We start from the raw sequence: 23,555 nt of genomic DNA on the forward strand, positions 1-23,555 counted from the left end.
ATCAATGCAGACGCAGGCGGCGGTGCTATGGGAACGAAACACCCCGTGGTCGATCGAGACGATCGAGCTCGATCCGCCCAAGGCACCCGAGGTACTTGTCGAACTGCACGCGTCGGGGATGTGTCACTCCGACGACCATTTGGTGACCGGCGACATGCCGATCCGGCTGCCGTGCATCGGCGGCCACGAAGGCGCGGGTGTGGTGAAGGCCGTCGGCGATCATGTGTCGTGGCTAAAGCCCGGTGACCACGTGGTGTTCAGTTTCATCCCATCCTGTGGGCGCTGCCCCTCATGTTCGACAGGCCATCAGAGCCTGTGCGACCTAGGGGCAAAGATCTACTCCGGGATGCAGATTCACGACGCGACCGCTCGCCACCACGCGGGCGGAAAGGATCTGGCGCTTGCCTGCGGTGTCGGTTCGTTTTCGCACCACACCGTCGTGCACGAGGCGAGCTGCGTCAAGATTCCCGAGCATTATCGACTCGACCTCGCCTGCCTGCTTGGCTGCGGGTTCATCACCGGTTGGGGTTCGTCGGTCTACGCGGCCGATGTGCGTCCCGGGGACACCGTCGTGGTGGCCGGTATCGGCGGTATCGGCGCGGCGGCCGTACAGGGCGCGCGGCTGGCCGGGGCGCGCACGATCACGGTGATCGACCCATCGGAGTACAAGCGTGAAGAGGCCATGAGGATGGGCGCGACGCATACCGCGGCGAACTGGGAAGAAGCAAAAGGCGTTGTCGCCGAGGCCACGTGGGACCGCGGCGCGGACAAGTTCATCTGCGCTATGGGTGTCGGTGACGGGCAGCTGGTCGGCCAGGCGCTGGCCATGACGGCCAAACGCGGCAAGCTGGTCGTCACCAATATCCACCCGATGCTGGAACGCGAAATCCGGGCAAACCTGATGGACCTCACCCTGACGGAGAAGCAGATCATTGGCACGCTGTACGGCTCTGGCAACCCGCGGGCCGACATCCCGAAAATCCTGGAACTGTACAGCGCAGGACAGGTGGATCTGGAGTCGATGGTCACTCGGACGTATCCGCTGGAGAAGGTCAACGACGGCTATGCCGACATGCACGCCGGCGCCAACATTCGTGGAGTGCTGGTCTATCCTGCGGCCGAGAGGTCCATCACCTAAGAGCCCGGTGTGGCATGAACACAAATGGCACGCTCACGCGCTAGCGTCGACGGTCTCCCATCCGCCTCCCTCGGCCGATCGGTGGGCGGCATCGATCACCGCAAGGCTGAGCAGCCCGTCCTCGAAGGTGGCCACGGTGACCGGTTCCCCGTCAAAGCTCGGGCGCCAGTCCTCGAGCATGAGAGCCATAGCCCGGCTGGCGTGTCCGGCCAGTCCCTTGGGCAGCCGCTCAGGGTGAGCCGGCTCGCGATCGTTGACCGCCAGCGGGCTCAATCCGTCGTCAACGGCCGCTCCCGCAACGTATTCCGTCGATCGCAGATCGCCGTCGCCGATAATGGTGCCGTTGGCGCCGAACAACTCCAGGCGGAAATGGTCGGCGTGCGCACCGATCACCGACACACTGAGGATCGCGGTCAACCCGGACTCCATGCGCAGTAACAAAGCGGCGGTGTCATCGGCAGTGATGTGCAACGTCTCGCCGTCGGGAAGTTCGCGGACCGGGTCACTGTTGCGGACTTCGGCGCACACCGACTCCGGGCGGCCGAACAAGCTGCACAAGAAGTCGAGATCATGGACCAGCATCCCGGCGAGGTATCCCCCGCCCTGGGAGCGGTCGTACATCCAGCGCGCCTGCGGCCGATGGCTCGGGTGCCAGTATGACGCGCTGCGGCTGACCCTGGCGAGGTACTGCTTGCCGAGGAAACCCGAGCGGACCAGATCGGCCACGGCCAGCCAGTCGGGGTTCCATCGGTTCTCGAAGCAGCAGGCAGTGGGCCGACCCGACTTCGCGGCGGCGCGCACCATGTCACGGGCGGCCTCCAGATTCCCCGCCAACGGCTTCTCGCATAACACAGCCTTTCCGGCGGCCAGAGCGGCCAACGCCATGTCGTGGTGCAACACGGTCGGTGTGGCAACGGAAATGACATCAAGATCGTCGCGGGTGACGAACGACTGCCAGTCGGTGGATGTGTCCTCGATGCCGAGTTTGGCCGCGACGCGGCTCAACCGCTCGGGCGTGCGCGCGCACAACGCGACTGGCTCGAAGCCGTCGGCCGCCCGGAATCCAGGAACCTGCACGTGCGCGCCCCAACCCACTCCAACCACACCGACCCGCAGCGTCATCTGCCCTCCTTGGCGCGCAACCGATCCGCCTCCCGCCTATGGTGACACTAATGTTAGATTCTGCATCAGTTCAAGGGGCTGGCAAACACTGTACGGAGTTTTCTCAGTTGTTTCCCGCTACCCATGCGTTGCCTCAGAGTGACACAAGTGCCAGAATCAGGGCTGTGAACGCGCTCGACACTGACGAACTGGAATTCACCTCGCTCATCGACCTGGGGTGGTGGCAGAACCACCCCGACGAACGCACCGCGCTGTATCGCCGACTTCGGGACGCTGGCCGACCGATGTTCGTGCCGATCGGGCGGAAAGGCAAGGGATTCTGGGCGGTCGGCACCCACGCCGACATCGTTGACATCAGCCGTCGCCCGGCGGAGTTCTGTTCGGGTCAGGGCACTCAGATCTTCGACCAGACGCCGGAGATGCGGGAGTATCGCGGGTCGATCATCGACATGGATGACCCCGAACACATGCGGCTTCGCAAGATCGTGTCCCGCGGTTTCACCCCCCGCATGCTCGCGGAGCTACGCGGCTTGGTCGAACAAACCACCGCTGAGATTCTCGACGCGATGCCAACGTCGGGAGAGTGCGATTTCGTCAGCGACGTCGCGGTCCTGCTGCCGTTGCGAATCATCGACACCATGCTCGGTGTGCCGCGCGATCATGAGCAGTTCATTCTCGAGTCCACCAATGTGATCCTGGGGGCCTCGGACCCGGAGTATGTGCCCGACCAGAGCGTCGCCGGTATCGAGGCCGCGGTCACCGAGACCAGTGTCAAGATGATCGAGCTGCTTAAGGGGATAGCCGAGGACCGCATCGCCAACCCCACCAACGATGTGATCAGCAAGTTGGTCACCTCGGAGGAGGAAAACCTCACCCCGCAGGAGCTGGCGAAGTTCTTCATTCTGCTGGTGGGGGCGGGTAACGAGACCACCCGCAATGCGTTGACCCACGGTGTTCACATCCTGACCCACCACCCCGATCAGCGTGACAAGCTACTCAGCGACTACGACACGCTGGGCCCCAGAGCGGTCGAGGAGATCCTGCGTTACGCCAGCCCGGTGATCCACATGCGGCGAACCGTGACCGCCGACGGGGTGACGCTGGCGTCCGGTTCCCACACCTTCACCAAGGGCGACCGGGTGGTGATGTGGTACCCCGCGGCCAACCGCGACCCCGCAGCCTTCGACGATCCGGAACTCTTCGACATTACCCGCAACCCGAACAATCACCTGGCCTTCGGTGGTCCCGGACCACATTTCTGCCTGGGCGCACACCTGGCCCGGCTGGAGCTCAACGTGGCGCTGAAAATGATCTACGACCGCTACCCCGACATCAGGACCGTAGGCGAACCTGTGATGCTGCGGTCCAACTTCGTCAACGGCATCAAGCACCTGAACGCGGTGTACACGCCATGACCACCGCTATTCTCTCCAACACCGCCAATGGCGTCATGACCATCACGCTCAACCGGCCGGACGCAGCCAATGCGTTGCGACCCGTTGACCGCGACGCACTCATCGCGCTGTTGGCGGCCGCCGACACCGATGAGCGGGCACGTGTTGTGGTGTTGCGCGCCAACGGCAAACACTTCTGCTCCGGTGCCGATGTGAACACGCTGCAGGACCGCCGTCAAACAGTCCAGAAACGGGTACTGGACCCGATGCGGCGCATCATGAACGGCGCACAAAAACTGATAGCCAGCATCCTGGACTGCACCAAACCGGTCATTGCCGTGGTGCAAGGAGCCGCCGCGGGACTCGGCGCCCACGTCGCCTACGCCAGCGATCTGGTCATCGCGGCCGAGAACGCATACTTCACCGAATCTTTCGTCAAGCGGGGCCTCAGCGTCGACGGCGGTGGCTGTTACCTGCTGCCCCGGCGCATCGGCATGCAGAAGGCCAAGGAGATGGCGTTCTTCGGGGAAAAGCTAAGTGCTGCCGAGGCGTTGGCATTAGGCCTGGTGAACCGGGTAGTGACCGCCGAGGAACTCGACGCCGCGGTAGCCGACTTCGCCGGCCGGCTGGCCACGGCGCCCACCAGCGCGATCGCGCTCACCAAGCGCCTGCTCAACGAGTCCCCCGACTGCGACCGCAGCGCCGCGTTCACCGCCGAGGCGATGTCCCAGGAGATCCAGTCGTATTCGCATGACTCCCAAGAGGGAGTCCAGGCCTTCGTCGAGAAGCGTCCGACCCGCTACACCGGATGGTGACCATGCCCCGCGCCGACATCCCGGTCATCGACCCAGCCAGCGCACCGTATTGGCAGGCGGCGCGGCAGGGCCGGCTGCTGCTCGCGCACTGCCGCACCTGCGCGACGGTGCACCACTACCCGCGCCCGTTCTGCCCACACTGCTGGAGCGAGGACGTCGTTCCGGTCCAGGCCAGCGGTAGCGGCACTGTGTATACGTATTCGACGGTGTACGTCAACGATCTCCCACCGTTCCGCGACCGGGTGCCCTATATCGCGGCCATTGTCGAACTGGCCGAGGGGCCCCGGGTGATGACGACGATCGAGGGTGTTCCCCACGAACAGCTGCGCATCGGAATGGCAGTCACCGCTGAATTCCGGCCCGCCGACGACCAAGATCCGGACAGTCCCTATCTGACGGTCTTCACCGCAAGCAAGGAGGACGAGTGAGAGGACTACTCGACGGCAAGGTTGCCTTGGTCACCGGTGCCGGACACGGCATCGGTCGCGGGCATGCGCTGGAGTTGGCCAAACACGGTGCGACCGTGATCGTCAACGACCTGGGTACCTCGTTGGCCGGTGAGGGCACTGGAAAAGTCGCCGACGAAGTGGTGCAGATCATCGAAAGCCGAGGCGGCATAGCGGTTCCGGACTTCAGCGATGTCGGCGACGAAGAACAGGTCGAGCTGGCGGTCGAACGCGCCTACGCTCAACTGGGTCGGCTCGACATCGTCGTGAACAATGCGGGCATCGTCCGAGACAAGGCGATCTGGAACATGACCGCCGAGGACTTCGACCTCGTGATGCGGGTGCATGTTCGGGGCAGCTGGCTGACTAGTCGCGCGGTCACCCGACAATGGCGTGCGGAGTCGAAGGCCAACGGCGGCAACAAGGTGTATGGCCGAATCATCAACACCACCTCAGGAGCCGGCCTGCACGGACACTTCGGGCAGACCAACTACAGCGCGGCCAAAGCCGCGATCGTCGGCCTGACGCAGACCCTGAGTCTGGAATTGGCGCCGATCGGCGCCACCGCCAATATCATCAGCCCCGGCGGCCGCACGCGGATGTCGGCGTCGATGCCCGGCGCTGCGGCTGCGATCGAACCCGACGAACGCGCCGAGGGCGAGTTCGACCCCAAGGATCCGTCGCTGAGCTCCCCGGTGGTGGCATGGCTGGCAAGTCCGGAAGCCGGCCACGTAAGCGGACAGGTCATCCGCGCCCTCGGGGAGAACATCCAGTTGCTTAAGGGCTGGCATCCGGTCGCGACGGTCTCCAGCGGCCAGAAGCGCTGGGACGCAAACACGCTCGGTACGATCATGGCGACTGATGTGTTTGGCACCCGCAATCCGGGACTGCGGCTCGGCGGCTGACTGCCCGCCTCCCCCAGCAGCGCAGCTCGCTGATGGGTGCGCTGCAGGCCAGCGCCGGATTGCCCCTGGCGACGCCCACCTTCTGCGCGCCTTCTGGTTGGTGTCGTCGGGCGTTTCGCACCGGCAATGGCAACACCGAGGAGGCGGGCAGCCGGCCCACCAACGATGCGTGGCTGCCGGCATCGGAGATCGCCAGCGTTCCGCGATCAGCCAGGGCCGTCACCACTCCCAGATTCGTGCACGCCCGGAGGCGAATGCCAGGCCTTAACTTAAACAGCGTTCAATGATTGAGGTGGGCTGCGGATGAGTGCCGAACTCCAAAGAAGATAGGGAAGGCAGAGATCCTCAGCCCCAGCCGAGGGATTTCGGCTTGCTTTGGGACGCTTAACGGCCCGCAGAGGCGCAACCGATCGTTATTCGTCGTCGAAAACTTTGAGTACCCCTTCTGGGCAGGCGCTCGCACCTAGGATCGCGCTTTCGCGCAGCGATTCGTCGATCACGCTGGGCGGTGGCAAGAGATACCCGTTGTCGTCGAGCTCGTAGACGTCAGGGGCTGCGGCGTTGCACTGCGCATGTCCGACGCATCGTGATTGGTCGAATTCGATTATTGCCATCAGGATTTCACTCCTTTACGGTTGCCCGGGGTGAACTTGATCGGCAAGCTGCGCGGGGCGTACACCTCACCGGCGTCCTCGAACATCACCGCCGGACCGTTGGATTCGAAATCGGGTAGACGTTCGAGGATTTCGGCGATCATCTCCTGAAACATCACCTTGGCCAGGTGAGAGCCCAGGCAGCGATGCTGTCCGACTCCAAAAGCCATGTGCTTGGGGCTGTTTTTGCGCCAGAGGTCAATCTTGTCCGGCTCATCGAACACCGCCGGGTCGCGGTTAGCAGCCGCCCACATGAGGATCGCGCGGTCACCAGCCTTGAGCTGCTGGCCGTGGAACTCCGCGTCGCGCGATACCGTGCGGGCCAGGCCCAGGGTGGGCGTGGCGTGCCGGAGGAACTCGTCGGTGGCCGGTTTGAGCAATTCGGGCTGTTCGATGAGGATTTGCCGGAGCTCGGGCTGGTCGATCATGCGCAGCAGAACATTTCCGGTCAACCCGCTGGTGGTGTCCATGCCACCAAGCATCATCATCACCGTGTACATCAGGATCTGGCTGTCATCGAGCGGGACGCCATCGATCTGACCGTCCAGGATCTCGCCGAACAGGTCGTCGCCGTTCTCACCGGCCTCGCGGCGCTCGGCCATGTGCTGGTGGATTTCGCCGAACAGCTCCATCGCCGCCGTGGTGGCCTTCTCCTCGTCGTGGGTGCGGTCGTGGACAAAGGTGTGCACCCAACCCACCCACTGCCGATACTTCGATTCGTCGAACCCCAGCATGTGCAACACCAGTTTGGCCGGCAGTGGGGTGGTCAGCTCGCCAACGATGTCGCATTCACCTCGCTCGATGAACTCGTTGACCATCTCAGTGGCCATCCGCCGCACCGCGGGTCGCAACCGTTCGGCCGCACCTGGCGAGAACGTCTTCACCGTCACCTGGCGCAGCTTCTTCGTCAGCGGCGGATCGGTCTCGATCGGCAGGATCGGGAAGGGAGCCGTGCTGGCCGGCACACCGACCGACGGGTAGGAGTTGAACAGCTCGTCGTCGCGGGCGGCCTCGAACACCGACTCGTAGTCCAGCAGCGACCAGAAGCCACCGTGCTGTCCGGAATGGGTGACCGGGCACTGGGCGCGCATCTGCGCGAACGCCGCGTGGGGCGGCGCCTCCCGGAACTCTGGTGAATGGTGATCGAAGTTCGCGTGGAGGGGGCAGACCTCCTGCTCGACTGTCATTTGCCATGGTCCTTTCCTGGACTGCAAGAACACATCAGAAACTACAATCTCGGTCACCTTGTAGCGTGCGCTACACGCTAGGCAATTGTGTAGTCTCGGTCAAGCATCCCAGGTAAGGTGCCGGTCATGACGGTCACCGGGCAGGCGACTACGGGCCGCGCCACGGCCTGGGGCGCCGATACACCTGTCGATGAACAGCAGGCCCGGGATCGGCTGCTCGACGCCGCCGAGGCCTGCTACGCAGACCGCGGGCCTAGCCGCACGCGGATGAGCGACATCGCGCACCGCGCCGGCGTGCACCGCACCACGGTGTACTCGTATTTCCCCAACAAAGACGCGCTGCTGGCAGCATGTTTCGTGCGCGCAGTGGCCGAGGTCCTCGATGCGGGTGAGCCATGCTGGCACACCGACGAGCCGTTCCTCGAACAGCTGGTGCAGGCGATGCTTATCGGTATGGAGGCCGGGCGCCGATCACCGACCATGCGGCTGCTGATCGCTGATCAGCAAGCCGGACGCACGTTCCGGGCCGCCGAAGCCTCCGAGCTGTGGCGCCGGGACCTCGCCGAAAACCTCGGCCAACGCATCGCGGCCGCAGCCGCCACGGGTCAGGTCCGCGACGACGTGTCCCCGGAAACAATGGCCCACTGGGTCACCCGCATTGCGTTCAGCCTTGTCGCCGAACCTGCCCGGCCCGAAGACGGCGGCGACGAGGGAATCTTGCGGACCTTCCTCATCGCGTCCCTTGCGCCGACCGAAAGAGCCTAAGCGCTATCACGATATCTCGTTACGGAGTAACGACACTGAGGCAGCCAACCTGCGCAAGGCGACCCGGTCCGGTTTGAGCATTGGGGTCAGCGGGATATCGTCGACCAGGACGAGGTGGTCGGGCGCCTTGTAGTCGGCCAGCTGGGTGCGCACGTGGGCGCGTAAATCCGCCAAAGACGGTGCGGCGAAAGGGTTTTCAGGCACGACGAACGCGACGCCGACTTCGCCGATGACCTGTGCCGGCCAGCCGACGACGGCGGTGCGGGCAACCCCCGGGTGGGTCGCGATCACCTGCTCGACTTCGACGGGATGCACATTGAACCCGCCGCGGATGTACATGTCGCCGGAGCGTCCAACGATCGTCAGCGTGCCATCGTCGTTCAGCATCCCCATGTCACCGGTGTGCAGCCAGCCGTCGCGCAGCACCGACGCGGTCAGGTCAGGGTCGCGCCAATAGCCGCGCATCACGCACGGTCCCCGGACCTCGACGACGCCATCGTCGACAACGCGCACCGTCATGTTCGGTGCCGGCCTGCCCACGGTGCGGAACTGGATCTCGGGTGGGTCGTCTGGTTCGGTGCCACAGATCGTCGGGCATTCGGTCATCGCGTAGCGCACCACCAGAGGAACGCCGATCCGATCGGCGACCGAACGCACCAACTCCGGCGACGCGGGTGCGGTCGCGGCCACGCCCACCCGCAGATGTGGGAACACGCCCGGAGACACCTCGAGCAGTTTGGCCCACTGGGTGGGCACCGCACCCGCGACGGTGATCCGCTCCTCGCGCAGCGTAGTGGCCATCCCGGCGGCGGACCATGGACTCGGCGGAATCACAAGCGTCGTGCCCCAAAGCAGTTGGTCCCAGAGCTTGAACATGTAGCCGGCATGGGCGAACGGCGTCGAGGTCAGGCGGCGGTCATAGGGTGCGCTCATCACCCCTGCCGAGGCCGCGCCGGCCAGCAGATTGTTCCCGTCGAACACCGCTCCCTTGGGCAAGCCGGTGGTTCCGCTGGAGAAGATCAACGCGACGGGGTCGCGGCGATCGATCTCGACATCGGGGACGGCCGCGAACCGTTCGCTGCCGTCATCTGAAATGCCGCTGAGCTCGGCGGATTCGGAAATCACCAGCGCCGGGTCGGCCTGCTCGAGGATGGCCCCGACCTCCCTGGGGCCCAGCCGGGGGTTGATCCCGGTGGTGATGGCACCGATGGTTGCCGCGGCCGCATAACACGTCGCGTAGTCGATCCCCGACGGCAATCGCAGCGCTACCACGTCGCCCTTGCCAACTCCACGGGCGACCAACCCGGCCGCAACCCTGCGGGAGCGCGACGCCCATTCCGCAAACGAGATTCGTGAGCCGGGTTCCACGTACGCCACGCGGTCGCCATAGGCCACGGCTGCGGCCTCCAACAACTCGCGGGTATTCGCGAAGTCACCGCTCAGCACTGTCATGGTTCCTCGTTGCCGAGAATCATTGTGCCGCTAGAGCAGAACCAACCCCCGGTGCCGCTGACACAAGCAATATTCGCATCCGCCACCTGCCGCAGTCCGCACTCCCCCCGCAACTGGCGGACCGCCTCGACAAGCAGGAACAGGCCACGCTGACCAGGATGACATGCCGATAATCCACCGCCGTCGGTGTTGGTGGGCAGTTGCCCACCGATGCGCAACGCCCCGCTCTCCACAAACGCGCCGCCCTCTCCCTTCGGACAGAAGCCGAGGTCTTCGAGGGAGAGCAGGAGCATATAGGTGAATGCATCATAGATTTCGGCCACGTCGACCTCGGACGGCGACACCCCGGCCCGGGCGAATGCGAGCGGCCCACTGACTGCCGCAGGTCCGACGGTCATGTCGTCCCACTGCGAGGTCAGCATATGCGAAGTCGTCTCACCAGCGCCGAGCACCCACACCGGTTGCGATCGCAGATCCTTGACGCGGTCGGCGGCGACCATCACCACCGCGGCGCCACCATCACTGCGGATGCAACAGTGCAGCTTGGTGAACGGGTCGGCGATCATCGGCCCCGACAACACATCGTCGATCGTTATCGGGTCGCGGTAGTACGCCTCAGGGTTGTCCGCGGCGTTGCACCGTGCCGACACCGCCACCTCGGCGAGTTGCTCGATGGTAGTGCCGTATTGAGACATGTGGCGTCGGGCCGCCATCGCGTACTTGGAGATCAACGTGTGTCCGTATGGCGCTTCCCACTGCAGCGGCCCGCGCGCACCCCAGTTGATGCTCGCCCCGCGCAATCCCTTCCTAAGGTCAGCACGAGCGGTGGATCCATACGTCAGCAGTACGACATCGGCGTGGCCCGCAGTGATGGCGTCGGCCGCATGCGCGGCCATCACTTCCCAGGCCGCGCCGCCGACCGCCGTCGAGTCCACCCACCGCGGACGCAGCCCCAAGTATTCACCGACGTCGACTGGGGGCAGCGTGCCCTGGCCGGTAGACGCCAGGCCGTCGACATCGGCGGGCGAAAGGCCGGCATCGGCCAGCGCTCGACGGCTCGCCTGTGCGATCAGCTGGTAGGGGTCCTTGTCATCGATGCGACCCACGTCGGACAGCGCGACGCCGGCGATAGCAACCGTCACTGCAGCCTGTCCTGCATGATCAGTTCCGCGAGAACCTCGTTGGGTTCGACGATCAGGTGCCGGAACAGGTGCGAACGTTTGAGGTAGAGGTGCATATTGCTTTCGAAAGTGTAGCCCATACCACCAAAGACCTGAATGCCCGCCGCGGCATTCTCGACTGCCGCCGTGCCGGCCACTGTGAGTGCGGACAGAACCTGCCACAATGCGTCGTCACGCCTGCTATCCAAAGCGATTGCCGCGAAAAAGGTTTGGGCCTGCGCGGCCTCGGCGGCGACGACCATGTCGACACAACTGTGCTTGATCGCCTGGTTGGCACCAATCGGCTTTCCGAACTGCTCGCGGGTCTTGGCGTGTTGCGTCGACTCGGCGGCGGCGGCCAGCGCCAGGCCGGTCAGGAAAGCCGACGCGAGCACAACCGCGCGTCCCCAGATCCACTCCTTTTCGGCGGGCAGCCAATACAGCGGTTCCACCCCGGTCGCCGATGCTGACGCCAACCGGACACCGGGGTCGGCAGACTCGATGATGGTCGGCTCGCCGAACACCGCGATGTCGACGAGTGCAGCGCCCTCTCGCGATAACACCAGTGCATAACGTGCCCCGAACCAGTCGAGCAGGTCGAAGGTGCCCTTGACGCTGCGCGCCTCGCCGCCACCTCGTAATATCGCAAGCGCGACGGTCGCTGCGCCCGAGCCGATCTCACCGGCCAGCTCCGCGTCACCGCACGCGGCACCGACCCGTGCAGCCAACGTCCCCGCCAGGAATGGGCCTGGTGCCAGCCGCCTGCCCAGTTCGATGTGCAGCAGCACCTCGTCATCGAACGGCTGACCGGACCCGCCGAAGCGCTCCGGCAAACCGAGCGTGAGCAGTCCCATCTCGGCACCCTCGCGCCACACCTCAGGCCGCACGGCCAGGGGATCGGCGCGGTCGGCACGCAGCTGCTCGACCGCCATCCGTTCGGCGATGAATTTCGATGCGGTCGAGACGATCTCGAGCTGTGCAGCACTGGGCAGCAGATCCATGATTGCCTCCCCTACCTCGGCAGACCGAGCACACGCTCACCCAGGATGTTGCGCTGGATCTCTGAGGTGCCACCACCGATCGACTGCGAGAACGAGTAGTAGTAATACCCTACCCAGCCGTCGGAATCCCAACGTGACGAAAACCGAATAGCGGCCGGACCAAGGATGTCCATGGCCAGCTTGCCGATCTGTTTGGCAAGCTCGGCATAGAGCAGCTTGACCATCGAACCTTTCGGGCCCGGAGTCTCTGACTGCATGGCCAGGCAGATGTTCTGATAGGTCAGCGCCCGCAATGACGCCACCGATGCCCGGGCACGGGCCAGGCGCCGCGCGATCTCGTCGTCGGCGATAGCCGGCCGTCGACCGTCCGGGCCGACATGGTCGTGCGCGTAGTCGATGAGGTCTTCGATGATCTTGGCTAGCCGCACCTGGTTCGCGGTGAAAGCGGTGCCCCGCTCGAAGGACAGCGTCGACATCGCAACAGACCAGCCATTATCGATCTCACCGACGACGTTGGACAGCGGAATTCGCACGTCATCGTAGAAGACTTCACAGAATTCCGCGCCGCCTTCGATGGTCTCGATCGGCCTGACCTCGATTCCCGGGGTCGACATGTCGCAGATGACCCAGGTGATTCCGTGATGCTTGCCGCCGGTGTTGTCGGTGCGCACCAACAGTTCCTGGTAATCGGCGACGGTGGCGAAGCTGGTCCACACTTTTTGGCCGGTGACAACCAGGTCATCGCCGTCGATCACCGCCTTGGTGCGCAAGGCGGCGAGATCAGATCCAGCATCGGGTTCGGAGAAGCCCTGGCACCAAATCACTTCTCCTTTCAAGATTTTCGGGAGGTGGAACAACTTCTGCTTGTCGGTGGCACGCGTGATCAATGTTGGTCCGGCATGGGACAGGCCGACGAAACACGCGTCGATGCCTGGGAAACCGCGGGTGGCGTACTCCTCGTACCAGATCAGTTGTTGCAACAGGGTCAGTCCCTTGCCGCCGTATTCTTCTGGCCATGCGATGCCGGCCCAGCCGCCCTCCCACTGAGTGCGCTGCCAGGCCAGGTCGTATTGGCGGATGCCGGCATGGTCGCGCGGCCTGGGTTCGGTCGGCTTGTTCTCGTCGAGCCACGTGCGGACCTGATCACGGAACTCCAGTTGGTCGGCCGTGAAACTCAGGTCCATAACTATCGAGTATAGGTGACGCAATAGTCAGAAATAAAGCTCATTGCGGCGGCTGGCGGTACCTGGCGACCAACTGTTCGGCGCCGCGGGCCAGCAGGGTCACATCGGCCCCGACCAGAACGAAGCTCGCTCCGGCCGCCAGATAGCGCCGGGCGAGGGCCTCGTTGAACGCGTTTACGCCAGCGCTCTTGCCGCGCTCAACGACCGTCGCCAAAGCATTCTCGATGGCACTCACAACCTGAGGATGCTCTGGCTGGCCGAGTTTGCCCATCGAGGCGGCCAGATCGGCGGGCCCGATGAAGACCGCATCGACTCCGTCGACGTCCACGATGTCGCGCACTACCGCCAGCGCAGCCGTCGACTCCACCTGCACCGTCACCGACACACGGTCATTTGCGGTGACAAGATAGTCAGAAATGCGGTTCCAGCGGGAGGCTCTTGCCAACGCGCTGCCGACCCCTCGGATACCGGCCGGCGGGTACCGAGTTGCGGCGACGACGGCGGACGCTTCCGCGGGGCTGTCGATCATTGGAACGATGAGATTTTGCGCGCCTACGTCAAGGAGTTGCTTGATGAGGACCGGATCGGCCACCGGTGGGCGCACCACCACGTCGATACCGGGATAGCCGGAAAGCACCTGCATCTGCGCCAACGTGCTGTGAATATCGTTGGGTGCATGCTCCTGATCGACAAGCACCCAGTCGATACCGGACCCGGCGCAGATCTCGGCGATGTACCCGCTGCCCGAGGCGAGCCACATACCGAAGCGGGGACCATCACCGGCGATACGCCGTGCCCACCGAGTGGTCATGGCGCCGGCTCGCGATCGAATACCACCGAGACCGTTCCGAGCGGTCCGTAGTCGGCGACGAAGCTGTCCCCTGGCTCGGCGAACACTGGCTTGGTGAACGAACCGGACAGAATCACGTCACCGTTGTGCAACGAAACATCATGCGGAGCGAGTCGATTGGCCAGCCACGCCACGCCATTGCCCGGATGGTTGAGAACGGCTGCGGCGACCCCGGACTCCTCGATAGTGCCGTTGCGCAGCAGCAGCGCAGCCACCCAGCGCAGGTCGACGTCCAGGGGTCGGAACACTCGGCCACCGAGCACCAACCCGGCATTGGCGGCGTTGTCGGCGATCGTGTCCACGATCGTGCGCAAGTGGCCGGTGTCGGGGTCCGACATCTGCACGCGCGCGTCGAGAATCTCCAAGGCCGGGGTGACGAATTCGGTGGCGCGCAGCACGTCGAACAGCGTCACACCGGGCCCGCACAGCGTTTCGCCGAGTATGAAGGCCAACTCCACCTCGATCCGGGGGCGAATGAAACGACCGAGCGGCACGTGGCCGCCGTCCTCGATGAACATGTCATCGAATATCGCGCCGTAGTCCGGCTCGTCGATTGACACAGCGCGCTGCATGACCTTAGAGGTCAGGCCGATTTTACGGCCCTTGACCACGCGACCGTCGGCGACCTTGAGTCCAACCAGTGCCCGTTGTGCGGCATAGGCGTCCTCGACGGTCATGCCGGGGAACTCCAGCGACAACTGCCGGATCGGCTTGCGGTTCTGCTCGGCCGCGTACAGCCTTCGCGCGATGTCATTGATGTCGCCGGGACCCGGCCGTCTCATGGGCACACTCTCACCGGCTAAGGAACGAAACGGCCGCCGAATTGAACGATTCCGGATCTTCGAAATGCGGCCAGTGCCGAACGTCGGGCATCTCAAAGACTTCGGCATGCGGGATCAGGCCGGCAAGCGAGGTGGCCGTCTCCTGGTACACCCCGTGGTCGCGACCGGAGGCGACCACCATGACCGGCGCGCTGATTGACCTCCACTGATCCTCGGGTATGAGGTTGCGATCGCGAGCCGCGGCGTCCTGCAGGATCAGCAGGTGGTCGATGGTCTCCCGGGTGTCGTCACGCTGGTAGATCGCCCGGCGCAGTCCGATCAGGTCCGGCAGGCGATTGGCTTCGTCGGCGATGAGGTGGGCGAACACGGCGTGCAGGGATTCCCAGGTGGGTTCGTTGACGGCCTTGGTGCGTTCGGCGCGGATTCGCGCCATGTTCGATGCGGCCGCCTCCTTGCCCGCCGGCGACATCAGGATCACCTTCGAGACCCGGTCGGGATGGTGCACCGCGATCGTCGAGGCCACCCAGGCCCCCAGCGACATCGCGACGAAGTTGGCCCGCTCCATCCCGAAGTGGTCCATCACGCCGAGCACGTGCTCGACGTAGACCGCGATCTCGTAGTCGTAATCGGGTTTGTCGGAAAAACCGTTGCCGACCATGTCGATCGCCACACAGTGGAAGTGCTCGCTCAACACGCCCAGGTTCGGCGCGAAGGTCTCCCAGTGCCCGCCGGTACCGTGGAGCAGAATCGCATGAGGCTTGTCCGGCCTGCCCGCTTCGGCGTAGCGGGTCCGCACCGGTGCCCCCTTCACGGCAACGTCGATAAACCCCTGCCGAAAGTCCAACTCCTTGAGGTACAACCAGATGCTCCGGTAGTCCTCGGTGTCGATCACGGCACCGGAGGTCACAGTCTCGCTCATGCGGTCCCTTCGCAACATTTCTGACATCTATGTCGCCACTACGCCAGCGACGACTTTACGCAGCCAGTGTGCATGTTCAGGCGTGATGAAAGCAATGCCGTCCGGCAATTACTCGATTGATTCTGACAGTCGTATGCGGTAATACTTGGTGAGTCTCTCCACCTGAACTCGACCACCAGAGAAGAGCCACGATCGCCATGGAATGGAATGGGTGCACGCCGAAGCGTCGCGAGTTGGCTGTCCTGATCAACGAATTCGCCGCGGTCCGGCTGTGGCTGGACAGGTCCGGTAACGGCCCGCGCCTGCTGGTCGAGGATCTGGAAAGCGGCGACGAGGCGTTTCTGGATCCGCTGGAACTGTCCAGCTTCACTCTCGCCATGCCCGAGGATCGCGAGGAATGGCTGCGTGTCGGCCACTACCGGGTGAAACGAAAGCCCCGGACACCATGATCAACGTAGACATCGTCGGGTTAGGAATGACCCAGATGTCGCTACGACCCAGCCTCTCGGGGGATGCCACGCCGGTACAGCTCGCCGCCCAGGCCACGCGGGCCGCGCTCGCCGACGCCGGTATCGGACATTGTGATGTCGACGGTCTGTTGGTCGGCTCGTCACAGGGGGTACGGCCGGACCGACTCGGCGTCGGGTTCGCCCTGCAGGGCGGATTCGGCGATCTAAGGCTCCTCGAGCACGTCGAGATCAAGGGCGCGACGACCGTCGCGATGATCCAGCGGGCGCAGCATGCCATCACTATCGGCGAAGCGTCGACGGTGATCTGCGTGTTCGCCGACGCACCGCTGGTGGCCGGCAAGGGATCGGGATCGACGTACGCCCAAAGCGGCGGAAACGCTGGTGCCCGTGGCTTGGAGCGGGCATCGGGCCTGCTCGGTTCCGTCCCAACCTACGCCCTGCTGGCTCAGCGCTGGTTACATACAACCGGCAACAGTGCTGACGAACTATGCGTCGTCGCGATGACGGCGCGGCGGTGGGCCGAAGGTAACCCCGACGCAGTGAACCGCGAGCCGCTGGATGAGGACGGATACCGAAACAGCCCAATGATTTCCGAGCCGCTGCGGCGGCTGGACTGCGCCCGGCCGGTGAACGGGGCGGTGGCGATCGTGCTGACCGGCGAACCGTCGATCGGCACGTCGCGGCTGAGGGTGCGCGGTACCGGACGCGAGCACCCGGTGCGACGTCGTCGCGCCGGCACGGAGTCGTGGTTCGGAGGGGGTCGCCGCGCCGTCGACGACGCGCTGGGCCAGGCCGGGATGAACCGCGACGACCTCGATGTCGTGCAGCTATACGACCCGTTCACCATCGTGACACTGATCCTGCTCGATGAGTACCGGTTGACCGGCGAGGTCCCCGTGGGCGAGTTTGTCCGGGCCGGCCAGCTCGGCCCCGGCGGTACCCTGCCGACCAACACAGGCGGCGGTCAGTTGTCCGGCTTTTACCTGCAGGGCATGACGCCGCTGGCTGAAGCCGTGGTTCAGCTGCGAGGAGATGGTGGCACCCGGCAGGTTCCCGGCGCCGTCACTGCGCTGATCGGTGGGCTCGGCGGGCGGATGGAACACCATGCTGCGTTGGTGCTGGAACGGGCCGCGTGAGCACCATGAACGTCATGTCTGACTGGCTGGTCAGCGCCGAGCTGGCGCCCAACGTCGAGAACGATCCACTGCGTCCGCTCTACGACGCGGCCGCGCGCGGCGAACTGGCGCTGCCGTTCTGCGGGTCGTGCAAGCTCACGCTCGAGCTCGAACAGTACGTGTGCGATGGGTGCGGCCGCCAGCAACCCGACTGGCAAGTGGTGGTCCCCGAGGGCGTCGTGCACTGCTCGACCGTCGTGCACCGACGCGAGCCGGGTCTGGTCCTGACCAACGCTCCCTACCCGGTAGTCGACGTCGAACTCGCCAGCGGCCACCGGTTGATCATGACTACGCTGCACCCGGCTGCGGGCGCCCCCGCGATCGGTACCCCGGTGCAGCTTACTTTCCGACGGCTCGGCATGGTCCACATACCCGCCGTGGCAAACTCCGCCGAAACCACCGAACTAGGGGAACCTGCATGACCACTCTCGAACGATCCACCACCACAGATAATTTCGACGTCTCAACAATCGTGCGGCCCGACCGTGTGCACGGCTCGGTCTACACGTCACCGGAGATCTTCGCCCGCGAGATGGACACGATCTTCAAGAAAGGATGGGTATACGTTGCCCACGAGAGCGAAGTCAGCGAACGCGGCGACTACCTGACCCGGAAAATGGGCCGTGAGCCCGTCGTGGTGACGCGTGGGAACGACGATGTGATACGGGTGCTGTTGAACCGATGCACGCATCGCGCTAACAAGCTGTGCAATGCCGAGAAGGGCAATGCCAACTCGTTCCGCTGTCCTTATCACGGCTGGACCTTCGCCAATACCGGTGCGCTGACCGGTGTCCCGATGCGCGAGGCCTACGGTGAGGCGTTTAACCAGGTGCGCTCCGAACTGGGCCTGGCCGAAGCGCCGCGGGTGGATAGCTACGGCGGGTTCATCTTTGCGTCACTGTCGCCCGAGGGCGTCACTCTGGGCGAACATCTGGGCAAGGCGACCCATGCGATTGACCGACTGCTCAACCTGTCTCCCACCCACTCTATCGACCTGCGCGCCAACTGGATGAAGCATCTGCATCACGCCAACTGGAAAATGGTGGTGGAGAACAATGTCGACGGCTATCACGCGCTGTTTACCCATGCCTCGGTGTACGACGCGATTCGTCCCGCAAAGGTTTCGCACATACCTACCAAGGTCGATGTACTCGTCCGCGATATCGGCGAGGGGCACTCTGAGATCGATTACAGCAACGAATACCGCAAGCTCGATGAGGAATTCGTCTGGTACGGCCGAATTCCACGGGCCAAGCTCACTGAGTATGTCGGCGCACTCGAGAACGCCTATGGGCCCGAGCAGGCGCACGATGCGTTGGTGGTCGGCCCGCCGCACACGCTGATCTGGCCCAACCTGTTTCTGGCAGAGATGAACGTGATGTTCGTCGAACCGCAGGCCACCGACCGCACGGTCGCCTACACCACCGCGGTCCTCATCCCGGGCCAGGACACACTTAACGAGCGCACCCTTCGTCGTGCCGAGGGCGCGATGGGACCAGCGGGCTTCCTGATCGCCGATGACGGTGAGATCGGCATGCGAAACCAGGCCGGTCTGGCCGCCGAAGAGCCCGAGTGGCTGGTTCTGTCCCGCGGTGTCGACAGCGACGTCACCGATGACACGGGCATCGTAAACACCGACAAGAGCGCCGAGACACCCCAGCGAGGTTTCTATGCCCAGTGGGCGGCTGTCGTCGGCGGGAAGGCCTGACCGCCATGACTATCGAAACAGACATTGCTGACCGGTCCGCGATCATCTCGGCGGCGATGCGCCCACTGCCGGATCCCGAGATCCTGTCCTTTCTGCACCTGGAGGCGCGGTTGGCCGATGAGGGCCGCTACTCGGAGTGGGAGGCTCTGTGGGCCGATGACGAGGACGTGCTCTACCGGGTGCCGATGGACCCCGATGACGACCCCCGCACCACACTGGCCTATATTAACGACAACCGCAGGCGCATCAAAAGCCGTGTGGCCCAGCTCAATACCGGTAACCGCCATTCGCAGATCCCGCCCTCAGTGATGCGCCGGGTACTGTCCAACAGCGAGGTGACCAACACCACCCCGGACACCGTGACCGTCGAGTCTAATTTCGCGTTGTTCGAATACCGTTACCGGCAACGGTTCTGGGCCGGGCGGGTCAGCCACACTGTGCGTCGAACCGGCACATCGGGCGAGCTGTGGCTGCTGCGTAAGATCGTCAATCTGATCGACGCCAGCGCCCCACTCGATACATTGGCTTTCCTGATATGAGAACCGCGTGCTGGTAGGGGATATCTCTGCCAACAATGCGCGCCGCTACCCGGACAAGCAGGCGCTGGTGGACGGCGACCGGGTGTATACCTGGTCGCAGGTCGATGATCGGGCACGGCGGTTGGCCAGCTTGCTCCTGCGCCGTGGGCTGTCGCCAGGCGACCGAGTGCCGGTGATTGCGCGCAATTGTATCGAATGGCCAGAGATTTCGTTCGGGCTGGCCAAGGCGGGACTTATCGCGGTGCCGGTGAACATCCGGTTGGCGCCCGACGAAGTAGCCCACATTCTCGATGATTCGGGTGCGCGGGCCGCGATCGTGCACGACGACCAGTATGAGAAGTTTGCTCTCGAACTCAACGACCTGATCGTCTTGACCATCGGACCGGATTACGAGACCGCCCTGGCGGCAGCTGATCCGAATCTGCCGCGGCTGGACATCTCCCCCGATGACATCGCGGTCATCTTGTATACCAGCGGCACCACCGGCCGCGCCAAGGGCGTGATGAACACCCACCGGGGATTGCTCTATCAGGCCGCCGATACGAATCTGGTGACGGAGGCCAACCGGTCCGACGTGATGCTGGCGACCACACCGTTCTTCACGGCCGGCGGCATGGTGCGCACCGTGTCGTGGCTTTATCTCGGCCAGACGATGGTGATTCACCAGCGGTTCGATCCGCAGGCCGTGATCGACGAGATCGAACGCAGCAGAATCACGTTCACGACGTTCATCCCGACGATGCTGCAACGGACGTTGGCAATCCTCGAGAACGGCCCGGCCCGCGACATGTCGAGCCTGCGCCGGATATCCTATGGCTCGGCCCCGGTACCGCCGGGACTCGCGCAAAAGGCGATGGATCTGCTGGGTTGTGACCTGCAGCAGCGCTACGGACTGACCGAGTGCGGAGGCCAGGCCACCATCCTGACCCCTCAAGACCACCGCGACATCGTTGCAGGCAAGACTTCGATCGCCACCTCCTGCGGTCAGGAGACCCCGATGTGTTCGATTCGGATCATCGACGGCGGCGGCACCCTGCCAGCCGGGGAGATCGGCGAGATCGTCATCGAGAGCCCGGCGAATGCAATCGGATACTGGAACCGCCCCGAACAGACGGCCGAGACATTCCAGCCCGATGGATTGCGGACCGGCGACCTCGGCTACCTCGACACCGAGAACTATCTGCATATCACCGGCCGGAAAACGGACATGATCATCTCCGGGGGGTTCAATGTCTACCCTGCCGAGATCGAGCGGGTGATCGCTCGCCACGACCGCGTTGAACTGGTCGCAGTGGTCGGTGTGCCGGATCCCGAATGGGGTGAGTCGCCCGTCGCGGTGGTGATCCCCAGAAAAACGATGGGCACCGTCGTCGACTTGGAGGGCCTCGCCGCGGAACTGACGGCGCTATGCCGGGCCGAACTCGCCGGCTACAAGCAGCCGCGGCGCTTCGAATTTCGCGACGAGTTTCCGCTCGGACCGGCGGGCAAGATCCTGAAGCGAGAGATAGCCAGCCAGGTTAGCGAAGCCAACGGCGGGGATGGGAGAACGTCTATGACATCGGGACCGAGTAAGGAGCGGCCGTGACCGATCGGGATAACCCGACCACCATCGAGTTCGAAGTCATCGATCACGTGGCGACGGTGACGCTGAACCGTCCCGACCAGTTGAACAGCTTCAATGAGCAGATGGCCACTGAGCTCACCGCGACTTGGCGGCGGGTCCGCGAAGACGATGACATTTTTGTCGCGGTGGTGCGCGCCAATGGTGAGCGGGCGTTCTGTACCGGGATCGACGTGTCCAAGGGCGCGTGGTGGTATCACCTGCCAATCTTCAATCAGGAAGATCCCGGTACCCATCTTGGGCCTAAGGCGAACCTGGTCTGGAAGCCGGTAATCGCCGCGCTGAACGGCATGGTGGCCGGGGGCGCGATGTACTTCGTCAATGAATGCGACTTCGCGATCTGCTCCGAGAGCGCGACGTTCTTCGATCCGCACGTCAACTCGGGCGCGGTGTCGGCACTGGAGCCGATGGGAATGCTGTCCCTCGGTGTGCCCTACGGCGAGGTAATGCGCTGGGCGCTGCTGGGCAGCGAGGAACGGCTCACCGCCCAGACTGCGCAGCGGATCGGTTTGGTCACCGAAATCGTGCCCGATGACCAGTTGCGTGCTCGCGCCGCCGAATTGGCCCGCGAGATCGCGGCCCGGCGACCCCTGGCCATCCAGGGCACCGTGCGCGCCATGTGGGAAGCGCGGGACCTGTCGCCGAGCCTGCGCCAGCGGCACGGGCTGTCCTACACCCAGATTGGCAACCCCAGGGGCGACGAGCGGACCGACTCACGAACCAACAAGCGCACACCGCGCTTTCGGTGACCTGATTTCGCTGACCTGGAGGAACCATGGCTGACGCGGCGATCGATCAGTTGACCGAGTTCGAGCTGTTCATCGGCGGCAAGCAGGTGGCGGCTGCCTCAGGTGCGACCTACGACAGCGTGGACCCGTTCACCGGCAAACCTTGGGCCCGGGTACCCGACGGTGCGGCCGTCGACGTCGATCTCGCGGTGACAGCGGCCCGGGCCGCTCTCGAGGGGACGTGGGGGCAGCTGACCCCCACTGCTCGCGGCAAACTCATCTACCGGCTCGGCGAAGTCATCGCACGCGAAGCCGAGGCCCTGGCGGAGCTGGAAGTGCGCGACGGCGGAAAGCTGCTGCGAGAGATGGTCGGTCAGATGCGCTCGCTGCCCGACTATTACTTCTACTACGCCGGACTGGCGGACAAGCTGCAGGGTGAGGTGGTACCCACCGACAAGCCGAACTACTTGGTCTACACCCGCCACGAGCCGGTCGGGGTGGTCGGGGCGATCACACCCTGGAATTCGCCGCTGCTGCTGCTGACCTGGAAGCTGGCCGCCGGACTCGCCGCAGGTTGCACGTTCGTGGTCAAACCCAGCGACCACACTCCGACGTCGACGCTGGCATTCGCAAAGCTGTTCACCGAGGCGGGTTTCCCGCCCGGCGTGATCAATGTCGTCACCGGATGGGGGCCGCGCACCGGCGCCGCACTGGCATCGCACCCGGGTGTCGACAAGATCGCATTCACCGGCTCGACTTCCACCGGAATCCAGGTGGGCAAGGCCGCGATCGCGAACATGACCCGGTTCAGCCTGGAGCTCGGGGGGAAGTCAGCTCAGGTGGTGTTTCCCGATGCCGACCTTGACGCGGCGGCCAACGGTGTGATCGCCGGAGTCTTCGCGGCCACCGGTCAGACGTGTCTGGCCGGATCACGGCTGTTGGTGCACAAGGACGTCGCCGACGTGCTGGTGGACAAGATCGTCGCTCGAGCGGCCACCATCAAGCTTGGTGACCCGAAGGATCCGACGACCGAAATGGGGCCCGTGTCCAATGAACCGCAATACCAAAAGGTGTTGTCGCACTTTGCCGCCGCCCGCGAACAGGGCGCGACGATCAGGTACGGCGGTGAACCGGCAGACGACCTCGGCGGGTTGTTCGTCAAGCCGACCGTGCTCACCGGTGTCAACCCCTCGATGCGGGCGGTAACCGAAGAGATCTTCGGGCCCGTGCTGACGGTGATGACCTTCCGCGACGAGGATGAGGCAGTCGCCGCCGCGAACGCCACCGAGTTCGGGCTGGCCGGTTCGGTGTGGACCAAAGACATCCACCGGGCACATCGGGTAGCCGCCCGACTGCGGGCGGGGACTGTATGGATCAACGCGTATCGCGTTGCAAGTCCTCATGTTCCGTTCGGCGGTATGGGACACAGCGGCATCGGCAGAGAGAACGGCATCGATGCCGTGAAGGACTTCACCGAGACCAAGGCGGTGTGGGTGGAGTTGTCCGGCGCGACCCGCGACCCATTCACCCTCGGCTGATGC

The 23,555-nt window shown here is 64.4% G+C and carries 24 protein-coding genes; 14 read left to right on the forward strand and 10 right to left on the reverse strand.

All coding sequences use genetic code 11. The features are described 5' to 3' along the window. The first annotated feature begins 4 nt into the window (after nucleotides 1-4). On the forward strand, nucleotides 5-1,138 hold the full coding sequence (locus tag ACJ512_RS18335) for an NDMA-dependent alcohol dehydrogenase (protein ID WP_407685953.1): 1,134 nt from the start codon (nucleotides 5-7) through the stop codon (nucleotides 1,136-1,138). 33 nt (nucleotides 1,139-1,171) lie between these two features. Here the strand turns inward: ACJ512_RS18335 and ACJ512_RS18340 are convergent, their stop codons facing one another. After that, a complete protein-coding gene (locus ACJ512_RS18340) occupies nucleotides 1,172-2,260 on the reverse strand; it encodes a Gfo/Idh/MocA family protein (protein WP_407685952.1) in 1,089 nt (362 codons plus the stop codon). 164 nt (nucleotides 2,261-2,424) lie between these two features. Here ACJ512_RS18340 and ACJ512_RS18345 point away from each other — a divergent pair, with 164 nt between their 5' ends. Genes ACJ512_RS18345 through ACJ512_RS18360 form a run of 4 tightly spaced genes read left to right on the forward strand, consistent with a single transcriptional unit; the run spans nucleotide 2,425 to nucleotide 5,820 of the window. Beyond that, nucleotides 2,425-3,675: a cytochrome P450 gene (locus ACJ512_RS18345; protein ID WP_407685951.1), complete on the forward strand. Its 1,251-nt coding sequence runs from the start codon at nucleotides 2,425-2,427 to the stop codon at nucleotides 3,673-3,675. Continuing rightward, entirely contained in the window at nucleotides 3,672-4,469 is a 798-nt protein-coding gene (locus ACJ512_RS18350; RefSeq protein WP_407685950.1) for an enoyl-CoA hydratase/isomerase family protein, read from the forward strand. The genes ACJ512_RS18345 and ACJ512_RS18350 overlap by 4 nt, the downstream gene beginning before the upstream one ends. Further along, the gene (locus tag ACJ512_RS18355) at nucleotides 4,463-4,897 is read left to right on the forward strand and encodes a Zn-ribbon domain-containing OB-fold protein (protein ID WP_407685949.1); all 435 of its coding nucleotides are present in this window, start codon (nucleotides 4,463-4,465) and stop codon (nucleotides 4,895-4,897) included. Before ACJ512_RS18350 ends, ACJ512_RS18355 begins: the two co-directional genes overlap by 7 nt. Then, the gene (locus ACJ512_RS18360) at nucleotides 4,894-5,820 is read left to right on the forward strand and encodes an SDR family NAD(P)-dependent oxidoreductase (protein ID WP_407685948.1); all 927 of its coding nucleotides are present in this window, start codon (nucleotides 4,894-4,896) and stop codon (nucleotides 5,818-5,820) included. The genes ACJ512_RS18355 and ACJ512_RS18360 overlap by 4 nt, the downstream gene beginning before the upstream one ends. A 413-nt stretch (nucleotides 5,821-6,233) precedes the next feature. Here the strand turns inward: ACJ512_RS18360 and ACJ512_RS18365 are convergent, their stop codons facing one another. Both ACJ512_RS18365 and ACJ512_RS18370 read right to left on the reverse strand, forming a co-directional pair. Beyond that, complete coding sequence (locus tag ACJ512_RS18365; RefSeq protein WP_407685947.1) at nucleotides 6,234-6,434, reverse strand: ferredoxin; 201 nt, start codon at nucleotides 6,432-6,434, stop codon at nucleotides 6,234-6,236. Beyond that, nucleotides 6,434-7,660: a cytochrome P450 gene (locus tag ACJ512_RS18370; protein ID WP_407685946.1), complete on the reverse strand. Its 1,227-nt coding sequence runs from the start codon at nucleotides 7,658-7,660 to the stop codon at nucleotides 6,434-6,436. Before ACJ512_RS18370 ends, ACJ512_RS18365 begins: the two co-directional genes overlap by 1 nt. A gap of 126 nt (nucleotides 7,661-7,786) precedes the next feature. On the opposite strand from ACJ512_RS18370, the gene ACJ512_RS18375 reads away from it, so the two are divergent. Beyond that, nucleotides 7,787-8,425, forward strand: coding sequence for a TetR/AcrR family transcriptional regulator (locus tag ACJ512_RS18375; RefSeq protein ID WP_407685945.1), 639 nt, complete (start codon nucleotides 7,787-7,789; stop codon nucleotides 8,423-8,425). A gap of 6 nt (nucleotides 8,426-8,431) precedes the next feature. Here ACJ512_RS18375 and ACJ512_RS18380 read toward each other — a convergent pair whose 3' ends face one another. The 7 genes from ACJ512_RS18380 to ACJ512_RS18410 are packed head-to-tail and all read right to left on the reverse strand — an operon-like array spanning nucleotide 8,432 to nucleotide 15,773. After that, nucleotides 8,432-9,877 (reverse strand): class I adenylate-forming enzyme family protein, encoded by a 1,446-nt coding sequence (locus ACJ512_RS18380; RefSeq protein ID WP_407685944.1) that lies wholly within the window; start codon nucleotides 9,875-9,877, stop codon nucleotides 8,432-8,434. Beyond that, entirely contained in the window at nucleotides 9,874-11,019 is a 1,146-nt protein-coding gene (locus ACJ512_RS18385; protein WP_407685943.1) for an acetyl-CoA acetyltransferase, read from the reverse strand. Before ACJ512_RS18385 ends, ACJ512_RS18380 begins: the two co-directional genes overlap by 4 nt. Next, complete coding sequence (locus tag ACJ512_RS18390; protein WP_407685942.1) at nucleotides 11,016-12,038, reverse strand: acyl-CoA dehydrogenase family protein; 1,023 nt, start codon at nucleotides 12,036-12,038, stop codon at nucleotides 11,016-11,018. The genes ACJ512_RS18385 and ACJ512_RS18390 overlap by 4 nt, the downstream gene beginning before the upstream one ends. Before the next feature lie 11 nt (nucleotides 12,039-12,049). Next, the gene (locus ACJ512_RS18395; RefSeq protein ID WP_407685941.1) at nucleotides 12,050-13,222 is read right to left on the reverse strand and encodes an acyl-CoA dehydrogenase family protein; all 1,173 of its coding nucleotides are present in this window, start codon (nucleotides 13,220-13,222) and stop codon (nucleotides 12,050-12,052) included. A gap of 40 nt (nucleotides 13,223-13,262) precedes the next feature. Continuing rightward, nucleotides 13,263-14,033, reverse strand: coding sequence for an aldolase/citrate lyase family protein (locus tag ACJ512_RS18400; RefSeq protein ID WP_407685940.1), 771 nt, complete (start codon nucleotides 14,031-14,033; stop codon nucleotides 13,263-13,265). After that, nucleotides 14,030-14,854, reverse strand: a complete 825-nt coding sequence (gene hpaH, locus ACJ512_RS18405; protein ID WP_407685939.1) for a 2-oxo-hept-4-ene-1,7-dioate hydratase — start codon at nucleotides 14,852-14,854, stop codon at nucleotides 14,030-14,032. Before hpaH ends, ACJ512_RS18400 begins: the two co-directional genes overlap by 4 nt. A 10-nt stretch (nucleotides 14,855-14,864) precedes the next feature. After that, on the reverse strand, nucleotides 14,865-15,773 hold the full coding sequence (locus tag ACJ512_RS18410) for an alpha/beta fold hydrolase (RefSeq protein ID WP_407685938.1): 909 nt from the start codon (nucleotides 15,771-15,773) through the stop codon (nucleotides 14,865-14,867). 197 nt (nucleotides 15,774-15,970) lie between these two features. Here ACJ512_RS18410 and ACJ512_RS18415 point away from each other — a divergent pair, with 197 nt between their 5' ends. Genes ACJ512_RS18415 through ACJ512_RS18450 form a run of 8 tightly spaced genes read left to right on the forward strand, consistent with a single transcriptional unit; the run spans nucleotide 15,971 to nucleotide 23,552 of the window. After that, nucleotides 15,971-16,222 (forward strand): hypothetical protein, encoded by a 252-nt coding sequence (locus tag ACJ512_RS18415; RefSeq protein WP_407685937.1) that lies wholly within the window; start codon nucleotides 15,971-15,973, stop codon nucleotides 16,220-16,222. Next, nucleotides 16,219-17,379: a thiolase family protein gene (locus tag ACJ512_RS18420; protein WP_407685936.1), complete on the forward strand. Its 1,161-nt coding sequence runs from the start codon at nucleotides 16,219-16,221 to the stop codon at nucleotides 17,377-17,379. Before ACJ512_RS18415 ends, ACJ512_RS18420 begins: the two co-directional genes overlap by 4 nt. A 5-nt stretch (nucleotides 17,380-17,384) precedes the next feature. Further along, nucleotides 17,385-17,840: a Zn-ribbon domain-containing OB-fold protein gene (locus ACJ512_RS18425; protein ID WP_407685935.1), complete on the forward strand. Its 456-nt coding sequence runs from the start codon at nucleotides 17,385-17,387 to the stop codon at nucleotides 17,838-17,840. Next, nucleotides 17,837-19,126: an aromatic ring-hydroxylating oxygenase subunit alpha gene (locus ACJ512_RS18430; RefSeq protein WP_407685934.1), complete on the forward strand. Its 1,290-nt coding sequence runs from the start codon at nucleotides 17,837-17,839 to the stop codon at nucleotides 19,124-19,126. The genes ACJ512_RS18425 and ACJ512_RS18430 overlap by 4 nt, the downstream gene beginning before the upstream one ends. Nucleotides 19,127-19,131: 5 nt before the next feature. After that, a complete protein-coding gene (locus ACJ512_RS18435; protein WP_407685933.1) occupies nucleotides 19,132-19,665 on the forward strand; it encodes an aromatic-ring-hydroxylating dioxygenase subunit beta in 534 nt (177 codons plus the stop codon). A gap of 7 nt (nucleotides 19,666-19,672) precedes the next feature. Continuing rightward, entirely contained in the window at nucleotides 19,673-21,250 is a 1,578-nt protein-coding gene (locus ACJ512_RS18440; protein ID WP_407685932.1) for a class I adenylate-forming enzyme family protein, read from the forward strand. After that, nucleotides 21,247-22,035 carry an enoyl-CoA hydratase/isomerase family protein gene (locus ACJ512_RS18445; protein WP_407685931.1) on the forward strand — a complete coding sequence of 263 codons (789 nt, stop codon included), beginning with the start codon at nucleotides 21,247-21,249 and terminating at the stop codon, nucleotides 22,033-22,035. The genes ACJ512_RS18440 and ACJ512_RS18445 overlap by 4 nt, the downstream gene beginning before the upstream one ends. Nucleotides 22,036-22,061: 26 nt before the next feature. Continuing rightward, on the forward strand, nucleotides 22,062-23,552 hold the full coding sequence (locus ACJ512_RS18450) for an aldehyde dehydrogenase (protein WP_407685930.1): 1,491 nt from the start codon (nucleotides 22,062-22,064) through the stop codon (nucleotides 23,550-23,552). Nucleotides 23,553-23,555 lie beyond the last annotated feature (3 nt).

Origin of the sequence: Mycobacterium cajalii (assembly GCF_045809005.2) — a bacterium.
Classification (GTDB): Bacteria; Actinomycetota; Actinomycetes; order Mycobacteriales; family Mycobacteriaceae; genus Mycobacterium.

Coding starts and splice junctions, on each gene's coding strand:
- ACJ512_RS18395 (WP_407685941.1), bottom strand. CDS start 13,222: ATGGACCTGAGTTTCACGGCCGACCAACTGGAGTTCCGTGATCAGGTC.
- ACJ512_RS18370 (WP_407685946.1), bottom strand. CDS start 7,660: ATGACAGTCGAGCAGGAGGTCTGCCCCCTCCACGCGAACTTCGATCAC.
- ACJ512_RS18340 (WP_407685952.1), bottom strand. CDS start 2,260: ATGACGCTGCGGGTCGGTGTGGTTGGAGTGGGTTGGGGCGCGCACGTG.
- ACJ512_RS18450 (WP_407685930.1), top strand. CDS start 22,062: ATGGCTGACGCGGCGATCGATCAGTTGACCGAGTTCGAGCTGTTCATC.
- ACJ512_RS18375 (WP_407685945.1), top strand. CDS start 7,787: ATGACGGTCACCGGGCAGGCGACTACGGGCCGCGCCACGGCCTGGGGC.
- ACJ512_RS18365 (WP_407685947.1), bottom strand. CDS start 6,434: ATGGCAATAATCGAATTCGACCAATCACGATGCGTCGGACATGCGCAG.
- hpaH (WP_407685939.1), bottom strand. CDS start 14,854: ATGAGACGGCCGGGTCCCGGCGACATCAATGACATCGCGCGAAGGCTG.
- ACJ512_RS18380 (WP_407685944.1), bottom strand. CDS start 9,877: ATGACAGTGCTGAGCGGTGACTTCGCGAATACCCGCGAGTTGTTGGAG.
- ACJ512_RS18335 (WP_407685953.1), top strand. CDS start 5: ATGCAGACGCAGGCGGCGGTGCTATGGGAACGAAACACCCCGTGGTCG.
- ACJ512_RS18350 (WP_407685950.1), top strand. CDS start 3,672: ATGACCACCGCTATTCTCTCCAACACCGCCAATGGCGTCATGACCATC.
- ACJ512_RS18355 (WP_407685949.1), top strand. CDS start 4,463: ATGGTGACCATGCCCCGCGCCGACATCCCGGTCATCGACCCAGCCAGC.
- ACJ512_RS18415 (WP_407685937.1), top strand. CDS start 15,971: ATGGAATGGAATGGGTGCACGCCGAAGCGTCGCGAGTTGGCTGTCCTG.
- ACJ512_RS18390 (WP_407685942.1), bottom strand. CDS start 12,038: ATGGATCTGCTGCCCAGTGCTGCACAGCTCGAGATCGTCTCGACCGCA.
- ACJ512_RS18400 (WP_407685940.1), bottom strand. CDS start 14,033: ATGACCACTCGGTGGGCACGGCGTATCGCCGGTGATGGTCCCCGCTTC.
- ACJ512_RS18425 (WP_407685935.1), top strand. CDS start 17,385: ATGAACGTCATGTCTGACTGGCTGGTCAGCGCCGAGCTGGCGCCCAAC.
- ACJ512_RS18410 (WP_407685938.1), bottom strand. CDS start 15,773: ATGAGCGAGACTGTGACCTCCGGTGCCGTGATCGACACCGAGGACTAC.
- ACJ512_RS18420 (WP_407685936.1), top strand. CDS start 16,219: ATGATCAACGTAGACATCGTCGGGTTAGGAATGACCCAGATGTCGCTA.
- ACJ512_RS18435 (WP_407685933.1), top strand. CDS start 19,132: ATGACTATCGAAACAGACATTGCTGACCGGTCCGCGATCATCTCGGCG.
- ACJ512_RS18430 (WP_407685934.1), top strand. CDS start 17,837: ATGACCACTCTCGAACGATCCACCACCACAGATAATTTCGACGTCTCA.